The sequence below is a fragment of the Ferrovum sp. PN-J185 genome (genome assembly GCF_001581925.1).
Lineage (GTDB): Bacteria > Pseudomonadota > Gammaproteobacteria > Burkholderiales > Ferrovaceae > PN-J185.
Map to the genome: position 1 here is coordinate 806466 of NZ_LQZA01000001.1, position 18166 is coordinate 824631.

At 35.1% G+C, this 18166-nt stretch carries 18 protein-coding genes; 3 read left to right on the forward strand and 15 right to left on the reverse strand.

Translation table 11 applies throughout. The features are described 5' to 3' along the window. Nucleotides 1-102: 102 nt before the first annotated feature. Genes FV185_RS09865 through rpoE form a run of 5 tightly spaced genes read right to left on the reverse strand, consistent with a single transcriptional unit; the run spans nt 103 to nt 3874 of the window. On the reverse strand, nt 103-339 hold the full coding sequence (locus tag FV185_RS09865) for a glutaredoxin family protein (protein WP_067493725.1): 237 nt from the start codon (nt 337-339) through the stop codon (nt 103-105). Next, nucleotides 332-1750, reverse strand: a complete 1419-nt coding sequence (locus tag FV185_RS03910; RefSeq protein ID WP_067493727.1) for a DegQ family serine endoprotease — start codon at nt 1748-1750, stop codon at nt 332-334. The genes FV185_RS09865 and FV185_RS03910 overlap by 8 nt, the downstream gene beginning before the upstream one ends. Then, nucleotides 1747-2757 (reverse strand): MucB/RseB C-terminal domain-containing protein, encoded by a 1011-nt coding sequence (locus FV185_RS03915; protein WP_067493729.1) that lies wholly within the window; start codon nt 2755-2757, stop codon nt 1747-1749. The genes FV185_RS03910 and FV185_RS03915 overlap by 4 nt, the downstream gene beginning before the upstream one ends. Next, nucleotides 2754-3275, reverse strand: a complete 522-nt coding sequence (locus FV185_RS03920; protein WP_067493731.1) for a sigma-E factor negative regulatory protein — start codon at nt 3273-3275, stop codon at nt 2754-2756. The genes FV185_RS03915 and FV185_RS03920 overlap by 4 nt, the downstream gene beginning before the upstream one ends. Beyond that, complete coding sequence (rpoE, locus tag FV185_RS03925; RefSeq protein WP_067494257.1) at nt 3275-3874, reverse strand: RNA polymerase sigma factor RpoE; 600 nt, start codon at nt 3872-3874, stop codon at nt 3275-3277. The genes FV185_RS03920 and rpoE overlap by 1 nt, the downstream gene beginning before the upstream one ends. Nucleotides 3875-4081: 207 nt before the next feature. On the opposite strand from rpoE, the gene FV185_RS03930 reads away from it, so the two are divergent. After that, entirely contained in the window at nt 4082-5530 is a 1449-nt protein-coding gene (locus FV185_RS03930) for a bifunctional ADP-dependent NAD(P)H-hydrate dehydratase/NAD(P)H-hydrate epimerase (RefSeq protein WP_067493733.1), read from the forward strand. Nucleotides 5531-5582: 52 nt separating this feature from the next. Then, a complete protein-coding gene (locus FV185_RS03935; protein ID WP_067493735.1) occupies nt 5583-7202 on the forward strand; it encodes an electron transfer flavoprotein-ubiquinone oxidoreductase in 1620 nt (539 codons plus the stop codon). Between the two features lie 4 nt (nt 7203-7206). Here FV185_RS03935 and FV185_RS03940 read toward each other — a convergent pair whose 3' ends face one another. The 7 genes from FV185_RS03940 to FV185_RS03970 are packed head-to-tail and all read right to left on the reverse strand — an operon-like array spanning nt 7207 to nt 13673. Continuing rightward, on the reverse strand, nt 7207-7836 hold the full coding sequence (locus FV185_RS03940) for a cyclodeaminase/cyclohydrolase family protein (protein ID WP_156474185.1): 630 nt from the start codon (nt 7834-7836) through the stop codon (nt 7207-7209). Between the two features lie 2 nt (nt 7837-7838). Next, complete coding sequence (locus FV185_RS03945) at nt 7839-8702, reverse strand: NADP-dependent methylenetetrahydromethanopterin/methylenetetrahydrofolate dehydrogenase (RefSeq protein WP_067493739.1); 864 nt, start codon at nt 8700-8702, stop codon at nt 7839-7841. Nucleotides 8703-8710: 8 nt separating this feature from the next. Further along, the gene (locus FV185_RS03950) at nt 8711-9721 is read right to left on the reverse strand and encodes an alpha/beta fold hydrolase (protein ID WP_067493741.1); all 1011 of its coding nucleotides are present in this window, start codon (nt 9719-9721) and stop codon (nt 8711-8713) included. After that, entirely contained in the window at nt 9718-11502 is a 1785-nt protein-coding gene (locus FV185_RS03955) for an acyl-CoA dehydrogenase (RefSeq protein WP_067493743.1), read from the reverse strand. Before FV185_RS03955 ends, FV185_RS03950 begins: the two co-directional genes overlap by 4 nt. Before the next feature lie 11 nt (nt 11503-11513). Then, complete coding sequence (locus FV185_RS03960; RefSeq protein WP_082787017.1) at nt 11514-12251, reverse strand: pseudouridine synthase; 738 nt, start codon at nt 12249-12251, stop codon at nt 11514-11516. After that, a complete protein-coding gene (locus FV185_RS03965) occupies nt 12244-13086 on the reverse strand; it encodes an alpha/beta fold hydrolase (RefSeq protein ID WP_067493745.1) in 843 nt (280 codons plus the stop codon). Before FV185_RS03965 ends, FV185_RS03960 begins: the two co-directional genes overlap by 8 nt. Nucleotides 13087-13088: 2 nt before the next feature. Continuing rightward, entirely contained in the window at nt 13089-13673 is a 585-nt protein-coding gene (locus tag FV185_RS03970) for a 5-formyltetrahydrofolate cyclo-ligase (protein WP_067493748.1), read from the reverse strand. Nucleotides 13674-13715: 42 nt separating this feature from the next. Here FV185_RS03970 and FV185_RS03975 point away from each other — a divergent pair, with 42 nt between their 5' ends. Further along, complete coding sequence (locus tag FV185_RS03975) at nt 13716-14102, forward strand: RidA family protein (protein WP_067493750.1); 387 nt, start codon at nt 13716-13718, stop codon at nt 14100-14102. A 6-nt stretch (nt 14103-14108) separates the two neighbouring features. Here FV185_RS03975 and FV185_RS03980 read toward each other — a convergent pair whose 3' ends face one another. Genes FV185_RS03980 through zapE form a run of 3 tightly spaced genes read right to left on the reverse strand, consistent with a single transcriptional unit; the run spans nt 14109 to nt 18166 of the window. Continuing rightward, complete coding sequence (locus FV185_RS03980) at nt 14109-16013, reverse strand: propionate--CoA ligase (RefSeq protein WP_067493752.1); 1905 nt, start codon at nt 16011-16013, stop codon at nt 14109-14111. A gap of 46 nt (nt 16014-16059) precedes the next feature. Next, nucleotides 16060-17043, reverse strand: coding sequence for an oxidoreductase (locus FV185_RS03985; RefSeq protein ID WP_067493754.1), 984 nt, complete (start codon nt 17041-17043; stop codon nt 16060-16062). Between the two features lie 19 nt (nt 17044-17062). Beyond that, entirely contained in the window at nt 17063-18166 is a 1104-nt protein-coding gene (gene zapE / locus FV185_RS03990; protein ID WP_067493756.1) for a cell division protein ZapE, read from the reverse strand.

The following is an 18166-nucleotide window of genomic DNA, read 5'->3' on the forward strand; positions in this document are numbered from 1 at the left end:
ACTAAACTGTGTGTCCATATACCGTTCTAGTAGCTTATAAACCATTGTATTTTATATTAAAGTGCGAGTATCTGCACTACTTAAAAGCTGTAGCAAACATTATTAGTAAGTTAGAGACTCTTCAAAGCGGTGACTATCAAAGAAACTTTCACAAATGATTTTTTCGTTTAGTAATAAGACAGGGATTTTATCAAAGAAAAGTTGGTGATAATAATTGTTGTTATCGATATCAACTAACTCAATAGAGAATTGATTTGATGACAAATAAACAGAAAGGGCTGCCTTCATTTCATCACAAAGATGGCAACCCTGTCTGATCACTAGTTTATAGTTAATCACCTAATTTCAAGGTAACAAATTGAGATGTGTCACCACGTTTAATTAGCAAAGCAACAACCTTTTTATTACCTAGCTTAGACAAAATAGCATCAAATTCTTTTGTGCTTTTTATATTGACATTGTTTAAGGATAAAATGATGTCTCCTGGTTGCATACCTATATCTGCAGCGAGTCCAGTAACGTTGTTTACAATAACGCCATGACTAACACCATACTGACTCTTTTGTTGTTGTGTTAAATTGGACAAAGATAAACCTAGCTTATTTACCGCTTGTGAAGGTTTAGAGTCCGTACCTTCATCCTTGCTACTTGCAACCGACGTGTCAGCAGGCATTTCCCCTAATTTAACTTGTAAATCAACCAGTTGTCCTTGCCTCCATACAGTAATATTTGCAGTTGATCCTGCCTTAGCCTCACTGACGGCACGGGGTAAGTCTGCATCTGTAATAATGGCTTTGCCATTGAATTTAAGAATAATATCGCTTACCTTAAGACCACCTAATTGAGCGGGTGATCCCTTCTGAACGTTTGAAACTAAAGCACCCTTAGCATCTTTTAGACCAAATGAATCAGCAAGTTCTTTGGTCACCTCTTGAATTACAACACCAAGCCAGCCTCGACTAACATGTCCTGTTGCTCGTAATTGTGTAGATACTTGCTGGGCAACATTTATAGGAATTGCAAAGGATAGCCCCATGAAACCGCCTGTTTTACTATAAATCTGTGAATTAATACCTATCACTTCACCTTTCATATCTATGAGTGGCCCACCAGAGTTACCTGGATTGATTGGTACATCTGTTTGAAGAAAAGGAACTAAAGTTTCGTCTGGTAGTGAACGACCCTTTGCGCTAATAATCCCTTTTGTCACAGTACTTTCAAAGCCAAAGGGAGATCCTATAGCAATCACCCATTCACCCACTTTCACATTGTCAGAATTACCTAACTTAACTGTTGGTAAATCCTTACCAGAAATCTTTAGTACAGCCACATCAGATTTTGCATCTGTTCCAACCACTTTCGCTTTAAGCTCTCTTTTATCATTTAGAGTAACTAATACTTCGTCTGCGCCCTGCACAACGTGTGTATTTGTTAAAATATATCCATCTTGACTAATAATAAAGCCAGATCCCATCGAGTGTGATTCAGGGATTTCACCTTGTCCGGGTACCCCAGGCATTCCAGGCATCATTGGAATACCGAAACGTCTAAAAAATTGAAACATAGGATCATTGGGGTCAATATTACCGTTCATACCATTGTTATGAACTACTTTTGCTTTTGTCGTAGTACTAATATTTACTACAGCAGGAGAAAGTTGTTCAACCAGACTTGTAAAATCAGGTAAAGACTCCGCATTTACTTGAAAAGTAAGAAATAAAGTAATGACAACATAGAATAAACGCTTCATTGATTGGAACTCCGTGAAAATGAAACAGAAGATACAATTTGTTTTACAGAATTTAGTGGTAAATCACCAACTACAGTGATTATATGATTATCTACCTGAGCCGAATAAAAGCTTAGAGAATTTTGTAACATTTTACTCACTATTAATTGTTTTGTTTTCGAACCAGGAGCAGATTCTTCCACAAAAACAGAAAATGATGACAATCCATCAGAGTACATTTGATGAATCATAATACCTTTATTATGTGGGCTATTCCTTGTGAATTCAGAAATCCTTTCGAAACCGGGTGGTAACTTACCAATTATCAGATTTGTATTTGTTTTGTTCTGATTTTCTAGGCTAACATTTTCTACCTGCCAATTTTTAGTATCCTTGTATGATGGGGACAAGGCATTATTAGATACGTTTTTCTCTAATTTAATTTCAGTAAAAAAGGAGGTTAATAAAGGTTCGCCATTCGTTCCAAGTGTAGATGAGCGTAAAACTAAATTACTAGTATTATCAACACAAAAAACATGAGGGTAACGTAAGTTATCTTTAGGTAGAAACTCAACAACATGGCAACTTCTTGTAGCCACACGATCATCACCTATATAACGAAGATTGTAATTCTTAAGATAATTATCAACAGGTTCAGTAATTAAATTTGGAAATAATCTACGTACTTGCCCTTGTTCTAGTCTTATTGAGTGAAATGCCGGAAAGAAAGACTTAACCACTTCGTCTGTACTAATAATTTCTCTAGGTAAACCATCTAAGGTATTGATTTTAGTAGTACCTTTACCGTTTGAACAATGTACTATTTTAGAGGCAAGCATTTTAGTATCATGCTGGACTACAAAAACACCCTCATAGTTTAACTGGTGTGATGAGTTACTGATTGCCTCTAAAAAACTTTTAGGGTCATTAAGTAGTTGCTGTCCATCTATAGAATCATTAGCCTGGGAAAAACCAGTTAGTAAGACAGAGAAAAAGCATATTGTTGTTATTATGGACTTACGAATCATCTCGATACAACCACTCCACTGTTATAGTCTACAGTTTGAATATCAGTAAAAGGCGACATTTGACGATGTAAATTAACATAAGAATTTACATCTTTGTTAGTAAGTGACGCTGTTGAATTCGCTAAGTTTTGTGATGATAAATTATCGTTAGTTGATGACTCAGCAACCTGGGAAGAATTGAGTTTAAAAGAACCTTGTTTAAAGGTTTGGGTTGAAATGATTACAACAAATATTGCAGCAGCAATAGCGACCCATTTACTGACATGTGAGTCTTTAGCGGATTTTAAACGTTTATTTTGAGGTACGAAAATCGTCGGCTCATCAGCTAAAGCACTAAAAATTTTATTAGTTAAGTCCACATGACGCACTTCACGGTCACGGATTACCTCACCAACTAAATGGTACTCATTCCATCTTTCTCGAACACTACCGTCAGTTTTCCATTGATGCAGAATTTCTTTTTCAACATGAGATTCTGCTTCGTTATCCATAAAGGCAGATATATTCTCTGACTTCATTACCATCTCCTATCTTTTGCTATGTCTAATTGGGGTCTTAATTTTTCAGCAATTGCTTCTCTAGCTCTAAAAATACGTGAGCGTACTGTTCCAATAGGGCAATTCATGATGGAAGCAATTTCCTCATAGCTTAAACCCTCAATTTCTCTTAATCGAATAGCTGTGCGGAGCTCATCAGGTAGTGCATCCATACTGTTATTTACAGTTTCAGCTATTTGACGACTCATTAGCTCAGCTTCAGGCGTGTTTACATCCTTTAACAAATCACTTTCACCGTAGCTCTCTGCTTCATCATTATCAATTAATGTGCTTGTAGGAGCGCGACGCCCCATTGAAACCAAATAGTTTTTGGCGGTATTCACACCAATACGGTAAAGCCAAGTGTAAAAAGCACTGTCACCTCTAAAACTAGCCAAAGCTCGATATGCTTTAATAAATGACTCTTGAGTAACATCTTCAACTTCACCTGGATCTCGAACAAGACGACTAATCAATCGAGATAGCTTTCTTTGATACTTGACAACAAGCATCTCAAAAGCTCTCTTATCACCCATTTGAGCACGCTCAACGAGTTGTTGATCTATATCTCTTTCAGTCATCAAATTCCCATTATCTTGGGGGTCACTGGATGTTAGTAATTTCTTATCCAAAGACATGTCCATTAAACCTATTGTATTAGGTATAGTATACAGTGATACTGGGCTTTTAAGAGATATATTGTTTTTCATATACATAAGGCAACAATATTAATTAAAAGTTCATTATTTGCTTTTTTATCAATTATTTAGACTTAGTTTAAATTGACCGTGACCCCTATCTTAAGAAAAAACACAATTAGGCAAATAGAACAAAACTTTCTGTTAACTAACCCTGCTATTGACTTGACTCAAATAGCTGGTCATCACCTTGCACAGTATATTGCAACCAAATTTAAAAAATATTCAACAATTCTCCTGTTGCTAGGACCTGGCGCAAAAGGGTTAGATGGCATTCACGCCGTGGAAAAACTAAGTGCCATATCAATGAAAATATGGATTCTAACTACTCAACAAATAAGCAACAGTAGATGCTTATCAGAACGTGTAAAAAACATTGAAAACATTAAAATTGTTTATGAATGGCCAAACATACAATTTGATTTGATCATTGACGGACTATTTGGTATTGGATTAAATAAAGAACTACAGTACCCCTATACCGGCTGGATAAAACACGCAAATTCAGAAGTATCACATAAAATTGCTATAGACATCCCGACAGGAGTAGATGCTGACACAGGAATGGCTGATGCTTATACATTTAACAGTGATACAACATATACACTTATAAGTGGCAAAATAGGTCTTTTTACCAATGATGGCCCTGATTTTGTTGGTCAAATAATTCTTGATAAATTAAATTTAGACTATTCAGCAGCCGGTTATGCTTATAACCAACCGATATACTCAACTTATTTTCATACTTTTAAAAAAAACACTCATAAAACTATTTATGGAGATGTAGGTATTATTGGTGGCGCTAATAATATGCTTGGTGCGTTACTATTAGCAGGTGATGCAGCTTTACACTCTGGTGCAGGAAGAGTTTGGTTGTCCCCCATTGAGCAAAACCACCTTCAAACAATACCTATTTTTAATCCACAGTTAATGTCAAAAAATTCAAACGAATTGATCGCTTCACATCTAGATTGTTTAATCGTTGGGCCTGGAAGTAATGCAGATAATTATCAGGATTCCCTATTAGAGGCTATAACCCAGGCACCCTACCCTATTATTTTAGACGCCGGTGTATTAGACAATCTTACTATTCCTAAAATACGAGATATAATCAAATCAAGATCTAGCCCGACGATACTAACACCACATCCTGGAGAGGCTAGCCGTTTATTAGGTTACCCAATCACCGATCGTTTTAGTGCAGCACAAGATCTGTCGCAAAGTTATAATTCATGGGTGATTTTAAAAGGACAAGGCACAATTATTTATGCTCCTGATGGTCGTTGGTGGATAAATCAAACAGGTAACTCTGCATTGTCTATACCTGGTTCTGGAGATATATTATGCGGTGTAATTGCTTCACTAATTACCCGATTTAATAGTGTGGAACTTGCACTACTCAACGCTATTAATATTCATGGACAAGCTGGTGATAGTTTTCAAAAAATGTATCTTGGTACAATAGGTATGACTCATAGTGAGTTAATAAAATTTATTCGTTTACAACTTAATAAATTGCAATCTTCAAATTTTGAATAACTTGATATAAATAAAAAAGTACTGAGGTATTAAATTGTCTGATAAAGAATCGATGTATTATGATGTTGTAGTAGTTGGAGCAGGTGTTTCTGGCTTAGGCTGCGCAATAAAATTAAAACAATTAGCAGAAAAAAACAATAAAGAAATCTCTATTTGTGTTATTGAGAAAGGTAGTAGCGTAGGCGCACATATCTTATCTGGTGCAGTAATGGAACCTACAGCATTAAATGAGCTTTTTCCTGATTGGCAAAAAAGAGGTGCTCCATTACGAGTTCCTGTCACATCTGACCACTTTTTTTACTTTACAGGCAAAAATACTTTTTCGCTTCCTATACCAAAGACACTTGATAACACTGGCAATTTTATTGGTAGCGTGAGCCAATATTGCCAATGGTTAGCAGAACAAGCAGAACAATTAGGCGTAGAAATCTACCCTGGATTCTCCGCGACACAAGTTTTGTATAATGATAACAATGAAGTAATTGGTATTACGACTGGGGATATGGGACGTGATAAAGAAGGTAATCCCACTCAACAGTTTCAACAAGGATTAGATATTTTTGCTAAACAAACAGTATTCGCAGAAGGGTGTCGCGGATCTCTTAGTGAGGAACTAAAGAAAAGATTCTTACTTACCAATTATTCAGACCCGCAAACTTACGCATTAGGATTTAAAGAAATTTGGGAAATAGATGCAGGTGTTCATCAAAAAGGTAAGGTTATTCATGGTATAGGTTGGCCATTAAGTTCAGATACTTATGGTGGATCATGGATTTATCATATGGATGATAGACAAATTTCTATTGGACTAGTAGTTGGTTTAGATTATAAAAATCCCTATTTAAACCCCTTTGAAGAATTCCAAAAATTAAAAACACATCCGTATATAAAAAAAATACTAACAGGTGGAAGGCGTCTTAGTTATGGTGCACGTGCGCTATCTGAAGGTGGTTGGCAATCCTTACCAAAGTTAAGCTTTCCCGGTGGATTATTAATTGGTGATGCTGCTGGGTTTGTAAATGTAGCAAAAATCAAAGGTACACATACAGCGCTTAAAACAGGAATGGTTGCAGCCGAGGAGATATTTAAGCAAATCACTATACATAGTAATTCTCCAACTGAAATCACTAATTTTACAAACACAATTAAAGACAGCTGGGTAGGAAAAGAATTATTTACAATAAGGAATATTAGGCCTTCCTTTAAATTTGGAAGATTATTTGGACTAATATATAGCGCATTAGAGTTTTATTTGTTCAAAGGAAATGTTCCTTGGACATTTAAGAACCACAGTGATCACTTACAATTACTGCCCACCAAAACCCAACAACCAATACATTATTCAAAACCAGATGGTATAATCACCTTTGATAAAAGTAGCTCAATTTATCTTGCCAATATACATCATCAAGAAAATCAACCCGTGCATTTACAATTAAGAAATCCTGATGTAGCGATTAATACAAATTATTTTATTTACGGATCACCTGAAAGTAAATATTGTCCTGCAGGGGTATATGAAATAGTAAAAGAATTAAGTGCACCACCAAAATTAATTATTAATTCGCAAAATTGTATACACTGTAAAACTTGTGATATCAAAGACCCAACACAGAACATAAAATGGACCTGTCCTGAGGGGGGAAGTGGGCCTAATTATTCAAATATGTAATATTTTAAGATTTTAACTTGTCTTTCACATTTTCAAAGACTTGTTCGGCAATAGATGAACCTCTAATCATAAGTTCATCTATTTCTTTTAAAGCAACTTCTTTAAAAGTATGGTCTTTTATTGATGGCGCATTAATAAATACATTTAAGGCAGCACTTTTAAGTGCTGAAAGAAGCATTTCCACTGCTACACCTGCATCGCTAATAACCATTGTATTCCCAAATTGAGCAGATCGTTGCGCAAGTAAGATACCCTCAAGTGCGGTTTTTGCTATACTTAATGGTGTAAGAGTTGCGTCTTTTAACCTTAATTGAATAGTTGCAGATCTTTCTAATTTTTGTTCATCTGTATCTTTGGGAAGTTTATAAGCACTCATTAATTGATTAAATGTGTTTATATCTTCATCTATTAAAGAAATAAAGATTTTTCTTAAATTTTCTGATTGGGTAAGTTGCTCGTTCATTTCATTTTCAACAGATTCATAACCTTTTTTTCCAATTGTAAGATTAGCAACCATTGAAATTAATGCAGCACCCATAGCACCTGACACAGCAGCTGCGCCCCCACCTCCGGGAGTGGGTTTGGCGCTAGCAAGATCGCTTAAAAAAGATTGTAACGTTTGATTTTCAATCATCATTATTCCCTTATCATATCTTTTGCAAGAGCGTAAATTTCGTTGGCATCAAGAACAATGTTATTAGCTTCAAAAAGTTTTTCAATACATTTTCGATGTAAAGCTAACTTTAGAGAACCAAATCCAATAGAGCCAAAGGTTTTTTTGCCGAATCTGTCTATACCCTTATCCATTATTTCTATGCCTTCGATTCCAGCTGGAGGTGAAGCGTTAGCATCTGCAAGTAATTTTATAGTAGATGAATTTTGCCAAGTTGAAGCATCTAAAAGTACTACTCCAGAGGCACCTGTTGCAATAACAATGTCCATATTTTCAACAATTTGCTGTCGATCATGTAATTCCGGTGCTGCTAAGGGAGAAATATCTACAGAAAAACGTTTGTGAATGGTATCTGTAATATTCTTTGTTTTCTCAAATTGACGTCCAGTTATACTCACCTGAGCACCTTCTTGAGCCAACATAATAGCAGCGCGTTGACCTACTGGACCTGTTCCACCTAAGATTACAGCATTCATACCTTTAATATTGTTATCTTTAGTTAACATTGCAATACAAGCAGCAGCGGTAGTATTAGCACCATTACTATCGAGCATTAAAGACACACGAAAATTTGAAAAGAACTGTTTTTGTACTGCTTCAAATAATTGTTGACCTGCTTCTAGATCACTTCCACCTATAAATAATGCTGTATTTTTTTTATCCTTAGGTGCCCTAGTAAAAATTGAACCTTCTATAATAGGTTTAACATTTTCAGGCGTAATTGATGAGTAGGAAGAAACATGATCAGCACCGCCATCATATGCTACTACTATATCAAAAGCACTTGGTTTACTATCTGTATCTAATTGAAATAAAAGTTTTTTCATAATTGGAATTAACGTATAAATTGGTCAACTAATGTACCCCATATTTTACCTTGAGAGAGGTTTTGATGACCAAAGGAAAAATTATTATCAGGATCAATAATATTAATTGTTAAATTACTATTTCGTTTAAGTAATTCTTGAATATTCATTACTTCAAGTGGTGTTAAAAGATCATCCTTAAAATTAATCATCAAAAATGGAATATCTAATTTCTCGATATGTGGTTCGGGGTTATAATCAAAGGAAGCTGACAATCGATACATCATATCAACTGCGTTTAACGTACTTGAGTTATTAATTAATTGAGTGTGGTGTAATAAGGATTTTTCACGGTTTGGAGCTATACGTTGGAGATGTGTTGCACTATCTGTCATTACAGAAAAAAGCGGCCAAATATTTTTAAAAACTGAATCAATTACAACTGTATCATTTGCACACTCTGTAACTATTGTGTCCATTGTGCTAGTAATGATTTTTCTCCATAATAAATTTCTTCCAGAAATCTCATAAGGCATACAGGCAATAGCGACAGCTTTTCTAATAAATCTTTTAAACTCAAGAGCCATAAGCCAGGTATGCATACCACCCATCGATGTGCCAATCACTGCAAATAAACATGTAATTGGAAAGGTTTTACAAATGGCTAATTTAACTAAGTGCACCATATCAAGATAACCATAATGCGGGAAGTTCATCCCAAATTTGTCACTAGGTTTACTTGATCTACCATGACCCAGGGAATCTGGAACAATAAAAAAATAATCTTTTTGATTTAATGGGTTGTTAGACGTAAATAAGAATTGAGTTAATGAAGGTATAAACCAACTCTCAGCTGTACCAGAGGTTCCATGAAGTAATAAGATAGCGTTGGTAATCTGACCATCTGCATCAAATTTAGGATATCCAAAACTCGTTATACCTATAGTTACAGATGCCAATGTCTGACCATTGTTAAACCTAAAATTATCTGTTTGAAACAGGTACTCTTTTTTATTTTCTAAATTAAATTCTAATATCATTGTTGACTCAATAAGTCATTAATATCTGTATGGTTATTAAGAATTAAATTATTAACTATTGATTTCTTAATGCTACTGCATTGTGGTACAAATTGAATAATGTAGTAGGTTAATCCACGGAGTTTTTGAGAATAATAGTTATGCACGTCTTCATCAATTGATATTTTTGATAAGCATGCTAATGACTCGTTTAATGACAACCATCCGGTCAATAACCAACCTAGCATCATTAAAAGATCCTTTGCATGGCTATATTTATTATATAAAGAGGGGTTTGATATTAGATGTTCACAGCTAATTCTGGCGTCAGTAAGTGCTTCTTCAACTATTGTGGCTATTGTAGCTAACTCTTCATATTTTTTTGTTTCTATAAGAACATCTTCTATTTCCTTAAATAATAGTTGTATTGCGTTACCATTATCGCGGAGAATTTTTCTACCTAGCAAATCATTGGCTTGTATTCCTGTTGTACCTTCATAAATTGTCGTAATACGAGCGTCACGAAAATATTGCGCTACACCAGTTTCTTCGATAAATCCCATACCACCAAATAACTGCACACTTTCATAACAAATACTATTACCTATTTCTGTACAAAAAGCTTTAACAATAGGCGTTAATAAATCTGAACGTTGAGAAGAAAATAGTTTTTCATTATCATCATGAGATCGTCTTAAATCTAACATTTTTGCAGCGTAATAGGACAAATGACGACACGCATTAATCTTTAGTCTAAGACCTAAAAGAGATTGTGCTACATCAGGATGGTATAAAATTGGCAATGGTTCCTTTGAACCAATTGGAATACCTTGTTTTCTCTCTTTTGTATATGAGTAGGCAGCTTGATAGGCCATTTCTGCAATTGCATAACCTTGAACGCCAACAGAAAAACGTGCAGCATTCATCATAACAAACATGATTTCAATGCCTCGGTTTTCTTCGCCAATTAAATAACCGATGGCCCCTTCCCTATCACCATAAGATAAAACGCAAGTGGGACTCGCGTGAATACCTAACTTATGTTCAATTGAAACTGTTTTAATGTCATTTAATGGTCCTAAAGAACCATCATCATTAACCAAATACTTTGGTACTAGAAAAAGTGAAATCCCTTTGATTCCAGGGGGAGCATCAGGTAATCTCGCTAATACCAAATGAATTATATTGTCAGTTAAATCATGATCACCATAAGTAATATATATTTTTTGTCCAAAAATCTTATAGTGATTATCTTCTTTTATAGCTTTTGTTTTTATGGCAGATAAATCAGAGCCCGCTTGTGGTTCAGTAAGATTCATGGTGCCCGTCCATGTACCTTGTATCATATTGGGTAGGTATTTATCTTTTAATTCATGTGATGCTGCGAATTCTATGGCTTCGATTGCTCCTCGTGTTAATAAGGGACATAGTGTAAAGGACATATTAGCGGCATGCCACATTTCTTCAGTTGCAGCCGACAACATAATTGGTAGCCCTTGACCACCAAAGTCAGGTGAAGAAATAAGACCGTTCCATCCTGCATTAATAAATTGTTGATAGGCTTCTTTAAATCCCTCAGCAGTTTTTACTTTGCCGTCAAGGAATGTACTACCTTGTTGATCTCCAACTTTATTTATAGGGGATAATACAGATTCAGTAAACTTTGCGCATTCTTCCAATACAGAATTACATAACTCTATATCCAATAATTCTGGATCGTAACAATTTTTCAAAGAATTGTATCCTAGTACATCATGTAATAAAAATTGTATATCTTTTAATGGGGCTTTATAACATTGCATAACATTAGATCCTAAAATATTTCACCATCTTCAAGATAACGCCATTTTCCAAGCGGTAATTTACCAAGTTTGACGTTACCAATACGTACTCGTTTCAAACCAATTACTTTTAAACCAACCAATTCGCTCATTCTTCTAATTTGTCTTTTTCGTCCTTCTACCAATATAAACTTCAATTGGTCTTCATTTTGTATTGTTACTTTAGCCTGTTTTAATTTTTTTCCATCAAGCTCAAGTCCGTAATTGAGTAGCCGTAGTTTGTCTTCAGTAATTTTACCTTCGTAACGAACTAAATACTCTTTTTCAATAATAGACTCATCACCGATAAGTTTTTTTGCGATTCGACCATCTTGACTAAAAACCAATAAACCAGTTGAATCAATATCAAGTCTACCGCAGGGAGCTAAGCCTTTAATAAAATTAAATTTTTCAGATATTTTATGATTGTCACTAGACCAATAATTACTTGAAGTAATTAATTTTACGGCAGGTGTATACCCTTCTTCCGCTTGACCAGAAACATAACCTATTGGTTTGTTAATCAGAATAGTAAGCAGCTTTTTCTGCTCTGTTTTTGCATTTTGACTAATTTCTATATGTTGATTTGGTCTGATTTTATAGCCTAACTCGTTAACTAATTGACCATCAACATAGACCCAACCTTTTTCAATCCAAACATCAGCCTCACGCCTAGAACACAAACCGCGCATTGACATGATTTTTGAAAGTCGCACTAATTCATCATTCATCTAAAAATTCTTTTATTATTTGCACATGTTCAGTAGACATCAAATGTGGGGCATGACCACAATCATCAAACTCCACAAACTTCATTGATGGTTTACTCATCTTCATCCAATTAACTGTATTTTTAGATAAGAGATCAGATTCCTTACCTCTTATTAACAATACTGGACATGTAATTTTAAGCCAAAAATAGCTTAAATCTATATCTACAATAGGTTGAACATTAAATACATTGACAATCGCTGGATCATAAGACAGTTGATAAAGACCGTCCTTGGTTTTAAAGACCCCATGTACTGTCATATGACGCCATTGTTCATCTGTTAAGTTGCCAAAGCTGGAATACGTTTTTCTAAAATAATCCTCTGCATCACGAAGACTACTAAAAGTAGGATTTAATCCAACATATTTAGCCAAACGTTGCAAAGCAGTAGCAGAAATATGAGTACCTACGTCATTAATAACTAATTTCTTTATGGGTGAATTCTCTTGCGCTGCAAGCATCATTCCAATAATCCCACCCATTGAAGTACCGATCCAATTTACAGAGTCGACATTTAAGCGGGAAATTAAGGATGCCATATCAGATAAATACAATGGATAGCCATAATCGGTTTTGTTGCGTAACCAGTCACTCAATCCACGGCCTACAATATCAGGACATATCACATGATAGTCTTTACTTAAATGCTGTGCTAAAAAGTCAAAGTCATGTGCATTTCTTGTTAATCCATGTACAGCAATGGTTGTACGATTAGGGTTAGGATGTCCCCAAGTAAAATAATTTACTTTATGAAATCCATTTAACCATAATGCCAAATAATGATGTTTATTCATTGTTAGTTATCTTTAAAATAATAAACTTGTTCTTCAGTAATTAGTACATTAATTGGCTGATCGAAACTTTCTTTAGGAACATTATTTATCATCTGACAATCAAAACTAATTGCGACTTTATAAGCATGACAAGAATGTTGTGCCAATAACTTATCATAATATCCACCGCCATAACCAATTCGGTAACCATCTTTATCAAATGCTAAACCAGGCACAAGTATAAAATTAACACTTTCTATAGCTATGGGTTCGCATTGTTGCTCATCTGGTTCTAATATATTCCATATACCAGGAGTGAGATGGTTTTTATTATTTACCAAATACAGTTTTAATTGTTTCGAAATAGGATCAACTTTTGGAAAAATAATTTGGTTAGTATATTGATAGAGATAATTAATAATTGGCCAAGTATTAATTTCTGAGCCAAAGGATGAATAAACCATAAATGTTTGGTACTTTGAAATAACGTCTAAATCCATAAAGTACTTTAAAATACGTAATTCATTCTCTTTTCTTTCTTCGTTACTAAGTAAAGATCTTCTTCTAATTACTTGTTCTCTGATAATTTTTTTCTGTTCTGTACTCATCTTAGTTAGTATAATAATGTGTTTATTAAATGGAGTTAAATAATGAGCCGTGAAAACATTTCCAGTGGGTCAACATGGGAACCAATTATAGGATACTCCCGAGCAGTTAAAGTTGGTCAAAATGTTTATATATCTGGAACAACAGGTACTGGTGCGGACGGACAAATTGTTGGAAAAAACGATCCTGAAGCGCAAACTTTACAAGCCTTAGCTAACATAGAGTCTGCCCTTAAAAATGCTGGAGCAGAATTGAAGCATGTTGTTAGAACACGTATATATGTTACCCAAATTGATGATTGGGAAAAAATTGCAAGAGCGCATGGTAAATTTTTTAGTGAAATACGCCCTGCAACAACCCTAGTTGAAGTCAAAAGACTCATTGATCCCGATATGCTTGTTGAAATTGATGTAGATGCAATCATATTTTAATTATTTCTAACGCGACTGCATTAGCGCTTCCTTAATGGACTCTAGTGCAGTCGGATCGTCTAACGTTGTCAAATCGCCTGGCTCCCTCCCCTCCACTAACGCTTGTATGCTTCTCCTTAATAATTTACCAGATCGTGTTTTTGGTAAGATAGATACAAACAACACACGAGATGGCCTAGCAATTGCCCCTAAGGATTGATCTACGATTTGAAAAATTTCTTTTTCTAAATTTAATTGTGTCTGTTGATCCATCAAGTGGGCGTTATTTTTACTGACCACAAAGGCATAAGGTACCTGTCCTTTTAAATCATCACTTACTCCAACAACAGCAACTTCAGCGATTTGTTGATGATTACTGATTGCTTCTTCAATTTCTCTGGTACCAAGTCTATGACCAGCGACATTAATAACATCATCTGTTCTACCTAATATAAAATAATATCCATCACTGTCTCGAATCCCCCAATCAAATGTTGAATATACATACTTATCTGTAAATGTAGAAAAATAGGTTTTAATAAAACGTTCATCATCACCCCAAATAGTAGATAAACAACCAGGAGGCAGAGGAGGAACAATTGCTAACAAACCTTTTTCGTTGTCTTTTGCTTTTTCTGCAGTTATTTCATTGATCAATTGAACGTTATAACCATATACTGGAAAACTAGGACTTCCAAATTTTCTTGGGGTATCTTCTACACCCAACATAGCAGATAATATTGGCCAACCAGTTTCAGTTTGCCAGTAATTATCAACAACAGGTATTTTTAACGAGTCTGAAATCCAATGTGCTGTAGGTTCATCAAGGGGTTCACCAGCTAAAAATAAATATCGTAATGATTGTGTTTTATTGGGATCAAGGTAACTTGGATCTTGTTTCTTTAAAACCCTAATTGCTGTAGGTGAGCTAAACATAACGGTGACGTTATATTTCTTAACTAAATCCCACCAAATCCCCGGATCTGGCTTTATGGGTAGTCCCTCATACACAATTGTCGTCATACCCGCGATTAAAGGCGCGTAGACTATATAAGAGTGACCAACTACCCAGCCTATATCTGATGTTGTAAAGAAGGTCTCTCCAGGTTTACCGCAATAAATATATTTAATCGAAGTATTCATTGCAACCAAATATCCACCAGTGTCTCTTTGAACCCCTTTAGGTTTACCTGTTGTACCTGATGTATACAATATATAAGATGGATGTGATGAATCTAACCACTCACAATTCACTTGTGCATTCTTATGTTTTTCCTTTTGTACAGAATAATCCACATCTCTACCCTCTTGAATAGACATGTTAGGATCAAGTCCTCTATTGACGATCAAGATTTTCTCTGGAGGGAAATGAGCTTTAATACATGCTTCATCAACTAGGGGTTTATAAGAAACCACTTTCCCACCACGTAAGCCCGCATCGGCTGTAACCATCAAACTTGGTTTTGCATCATCAATTCTTGAAGCAAGACTATGTGCAGCAAATCCACCAAATACCACAGAATGAATAGCACCAATTCGCGTACATGCGTAAATAGCGAATATGGCTTCGGGTATCATTGGCATATAAATAACTACTCGATCTCCTTTTTTAACACCAAGACTTTTCATGATTGATGCCATTGTATTTACTTCATGAAAAAGTTGATTATAGGAATAAGTTATTTCTTGATTTTTTTCTGTAGAAACAAAAATCAACGCGGCTTGATCTCCGCGCATTTTCAGATGACGATCAATTGCGTTGAAACAGATATTTGTCTTTCCACCAATAAACCATTTAGCAAAAGGTGGTTGTGAATAATCTAATACTTGTTTATATGGGGTTTCCCAATAAAGGTCTTGTGCAGCATCATTCCAAAATTGATCAGGATTGTTAATGGATAAATCATAAAATTCTCTTAATTTCTTTCCCATAATCTACTCTCTCCCCTAATATATTATGGTGAAACGTTATTAAATATTAATTAATTTTTACAACATACCTTCCTACTGTCTTACTATTAACCATATCAAAGAACACAGAATTTAATTCATGCAATGAGACCGTATTAATTTTAGTATTAAATTTATTTGGTTTCATTAAATTGGCTATTCTATGCCACACCTCCACCCTTAAATCCATGGGGCAAGCTACAGAATCGATACCAAGAAGATTGACTCCTCTCAAAATAAAAGGCATAACAGTTGTGTTTAAATTTATTCCAGCTGCCAAACCACAACTTGCAATAGAACCATGAATATCAACTGTACGGGTTAACCAAGCTAATGTATCTGAACCAACTGTATCAATTGCACCAGCCCATAACGCCTTTTCAAGTGGACGCGTTCCCATTTCAAAGTCGCCGCGTATGAGAACCTCGCTTGCACCTAATGAATGCAAATAATCTATTTCAGATTTTTTGCCGGTAATTGCCGTAACTGAATAACCTAAATGATTTAAAAATTCAATTGATAAACTACCCACACCACCCGTAGCTCCAGTTACAACCACTTTACCATTATGTTTAGTTAGAAAATTTTGCTCCATTCGGACTATAGACAATGCAGCAGTAAAACCAGCAGTGCCAACTACCATTGCATCAAATAAAGAAAGATTAGCGGGAAGTTTCACAACCCAATCAGCAGGAACGCGGACATACTTAGAATATCCCCCATCATGGCCGACTCCTAGATCAAAGCCTGTGACTAAAACATTTTCTCCTTTCGTGAAACGTTTATCTGATGATTCTAGAACCACACCAGATACATCAATACCACCAATCAATGGTAAAGATTTCATGATTTTGCCTTTGCCCGTAGCAGCAAGTGCATCTTTATAATTAATACTTGAAAAATGAGCCTCAATCAAAACTTCACCAGCAGGCAAATCATTTATATCAATCTCACAAACTTCACCAACAATTTGATTGTTGTTTTGTGAAACACGAAACGCTTGAAAAGACATAACAGTTCTCCCCTTTAATTTATGTCTGTAAATATTCTACAGTTTGCATTTCCACTAGTCTGCTTATTGTTCTATTAAATTCATTAAAAAAAGGACCCTCTGTATAGAGTTCTTCAGGAGTACCAGCAGCACTCATAATTAACTTAATCTTACGATCATATAAGATATCAATCAACATGGTAAAGCGCCTTGCTTCTTCTGCGTGAAAGGCATTCATAATTGGTACATTAGAAATAAGTACTGTATGGTAATTGTCAGCAATTTCTAAATAATCCAATTGAGAGCGTGGGCCGTGGCATAAAGCATCAAACTCAAACCAAATTACGCCATTTCCAAACCCATTAGTGGGTATTAATCGACCACAAATCTCTATTTGAGGATGGTAGTTTCGATTAGTACATAATTCATTAAAAATGGCTTCCATTTGTTTTGAAACATCAACTGATAAAGGAGACAAATAGTAGTGAGAAGACTCATTTGAACGTTGACGATGATCGATGGATCCAGAAAAATTAATAATATCTAATTTTTGTTTTATTAATTCAATAGCAGGAAGAAAACGTTCACGTTGTAATCCATCCGGATACAATTCCTCGGGAGCATAATTTGAAGTGATAACCAACACAACGCCCCAATGAATCATGTTTTGAAATAATCTCTCGAGTATCATTGCATCAGCAATATCACTTACATGAAACTCATCAAAACATAATACTCTGTTTTGAACAGCTATTTCAGCAGCCACAATCTTTAAGGGATCTTTTTGGTGATTAACAACACGTAATCTATCCTGAATAGACGCCATGAACTCATGAAAATGTACGCGTTTTTTTCGTCTATAGGGTAAGGTATTAAAAAAAGCATCCATTAAGGCACTTTTTCCGCGACCTACACCACCATATAAATATAATCCTTTTGGTGGTGGTCTATTACCGAATGTTTTAGCTAATAAAGTTTGACGATACTTTTTAAAAGCCATCAACTCATCATGTAACTGCTGAAGCTTTTGAACAATACGTAATTGATCAGAATCAAACTCAAAGTCACTGCGTTGACTAAAATGGTTATACCAATCTAGTGGTCCTAAAAACTTTGCTGATGTCGTATTGTCTTTGCTATTCAC

Excerpts from the sequence above, each read along its gene's own strand:
- FV185_RS03935 (WP_067493735.1), top strand. The coding sequence starts at position 5,583 with ATGTATTATGATGTTGTAGTAGTTGGAGCAGGTGTTTCTGGCTTAGGC.
- FV185_RS03940 (WP_156474185.1), bottom strand. The coding sequence starts at position 7,836 with ATGATTGAAAATCAAACGTTACAATCTTTTTTAAGCGATCTTGCTAGC.
- FV185_RS03920 (WP_067493731.1), bottom strand. The coding sequence starts at position 3,275 with ATGAAGTCAGAGAATATATCTGCCTTTATGGATAACGAAGCAGAATCT.
- FV185_RS03945 (WP_067493739.1), bottom strand. The coding sequence starts at position 8,702 with ATGAAAAAACTTTTATTTCAATTAGATACAGATAGTAAACCAAGTGCT.
- FV185_RS03975 (WP_067493750.1), top strand. The coding sequence starts at position 13,716 with ATGAGCCGTGAAAACATTTCCAGTGGGTCAACATGGGAACCAATTATA.
- FV185_RS03960 (WP_082787017.1), bottom strand. The coding sequence starts at position 12,251 with ATGAATGATGAATTAGTGCGACTTTCAAAAATCATGTCAATGCGCGGT.
- rpoE (WP_067494257.1), bottom strand. The coding sequence starts at position 3,874 with ATGACTGAAAGAGATATAGATCAACAACTCGTTGAGCGTGCTCAAATG.
- FV185_RS03985 (WP_067493754.1), bottom strand. The coding sequence starts at position 17,043 with ATGTCTTTTCAAGCGTTTCGTGTTTCACAAAACAACAATCAAATTGTT.
- FV185_RS03910 (WP_067493727.1), bottom strand. The coding sequence starts at position 1,750 with ATGAAGCGTTTATTCTATGTTGTCATTACTTTATTTCTTACTTTTCAA.
- FV185_RS03980 (WP_067493752.1), bottom strand. The coding sequence starts at position 16,013 with ATGGGAAAGAAATTAAGAGAATTTTATGATTTATCCATTAACAATCCT.
- FV185_RS03970 (WP_067493748.1), bottom strand. The coding sequence starts at position 13,673 with ATGAGTACAGAACAGAAAAAAATTATCAGAGAACAAGTAATTAGAAGA.
- FV185_RS03955 (WP_067493743.1), bottom strand. The coding sequence starts at position 11,502 with ATGCAATGTTATAAAGCCCCATTAAAAGATATACAATTTTTATTACAT.
- FV185_RS03915 (WP_067493729.1), bottom strand. The coding sequence starts at position 2,757 with ATGATTCGTAAGTCCATAATAACAACAATATGCTTTTTCTCTGTCTTA.
- FV185_RS03965 (WP_067493745.1), bottom strand. The coding sequence starts at position 13,086 with ATGAATAAACATCATTATTTGGCATTATGGTTAAATGGATTTCATAAA.
- FV185_RS03950 (WP_067493741.1), bottom strand. The coding sequence starts at position 9,721 with ATGATATTAGAATTTAATTTAGAAAATAAAAAAGAGTACCTGTTTCAA.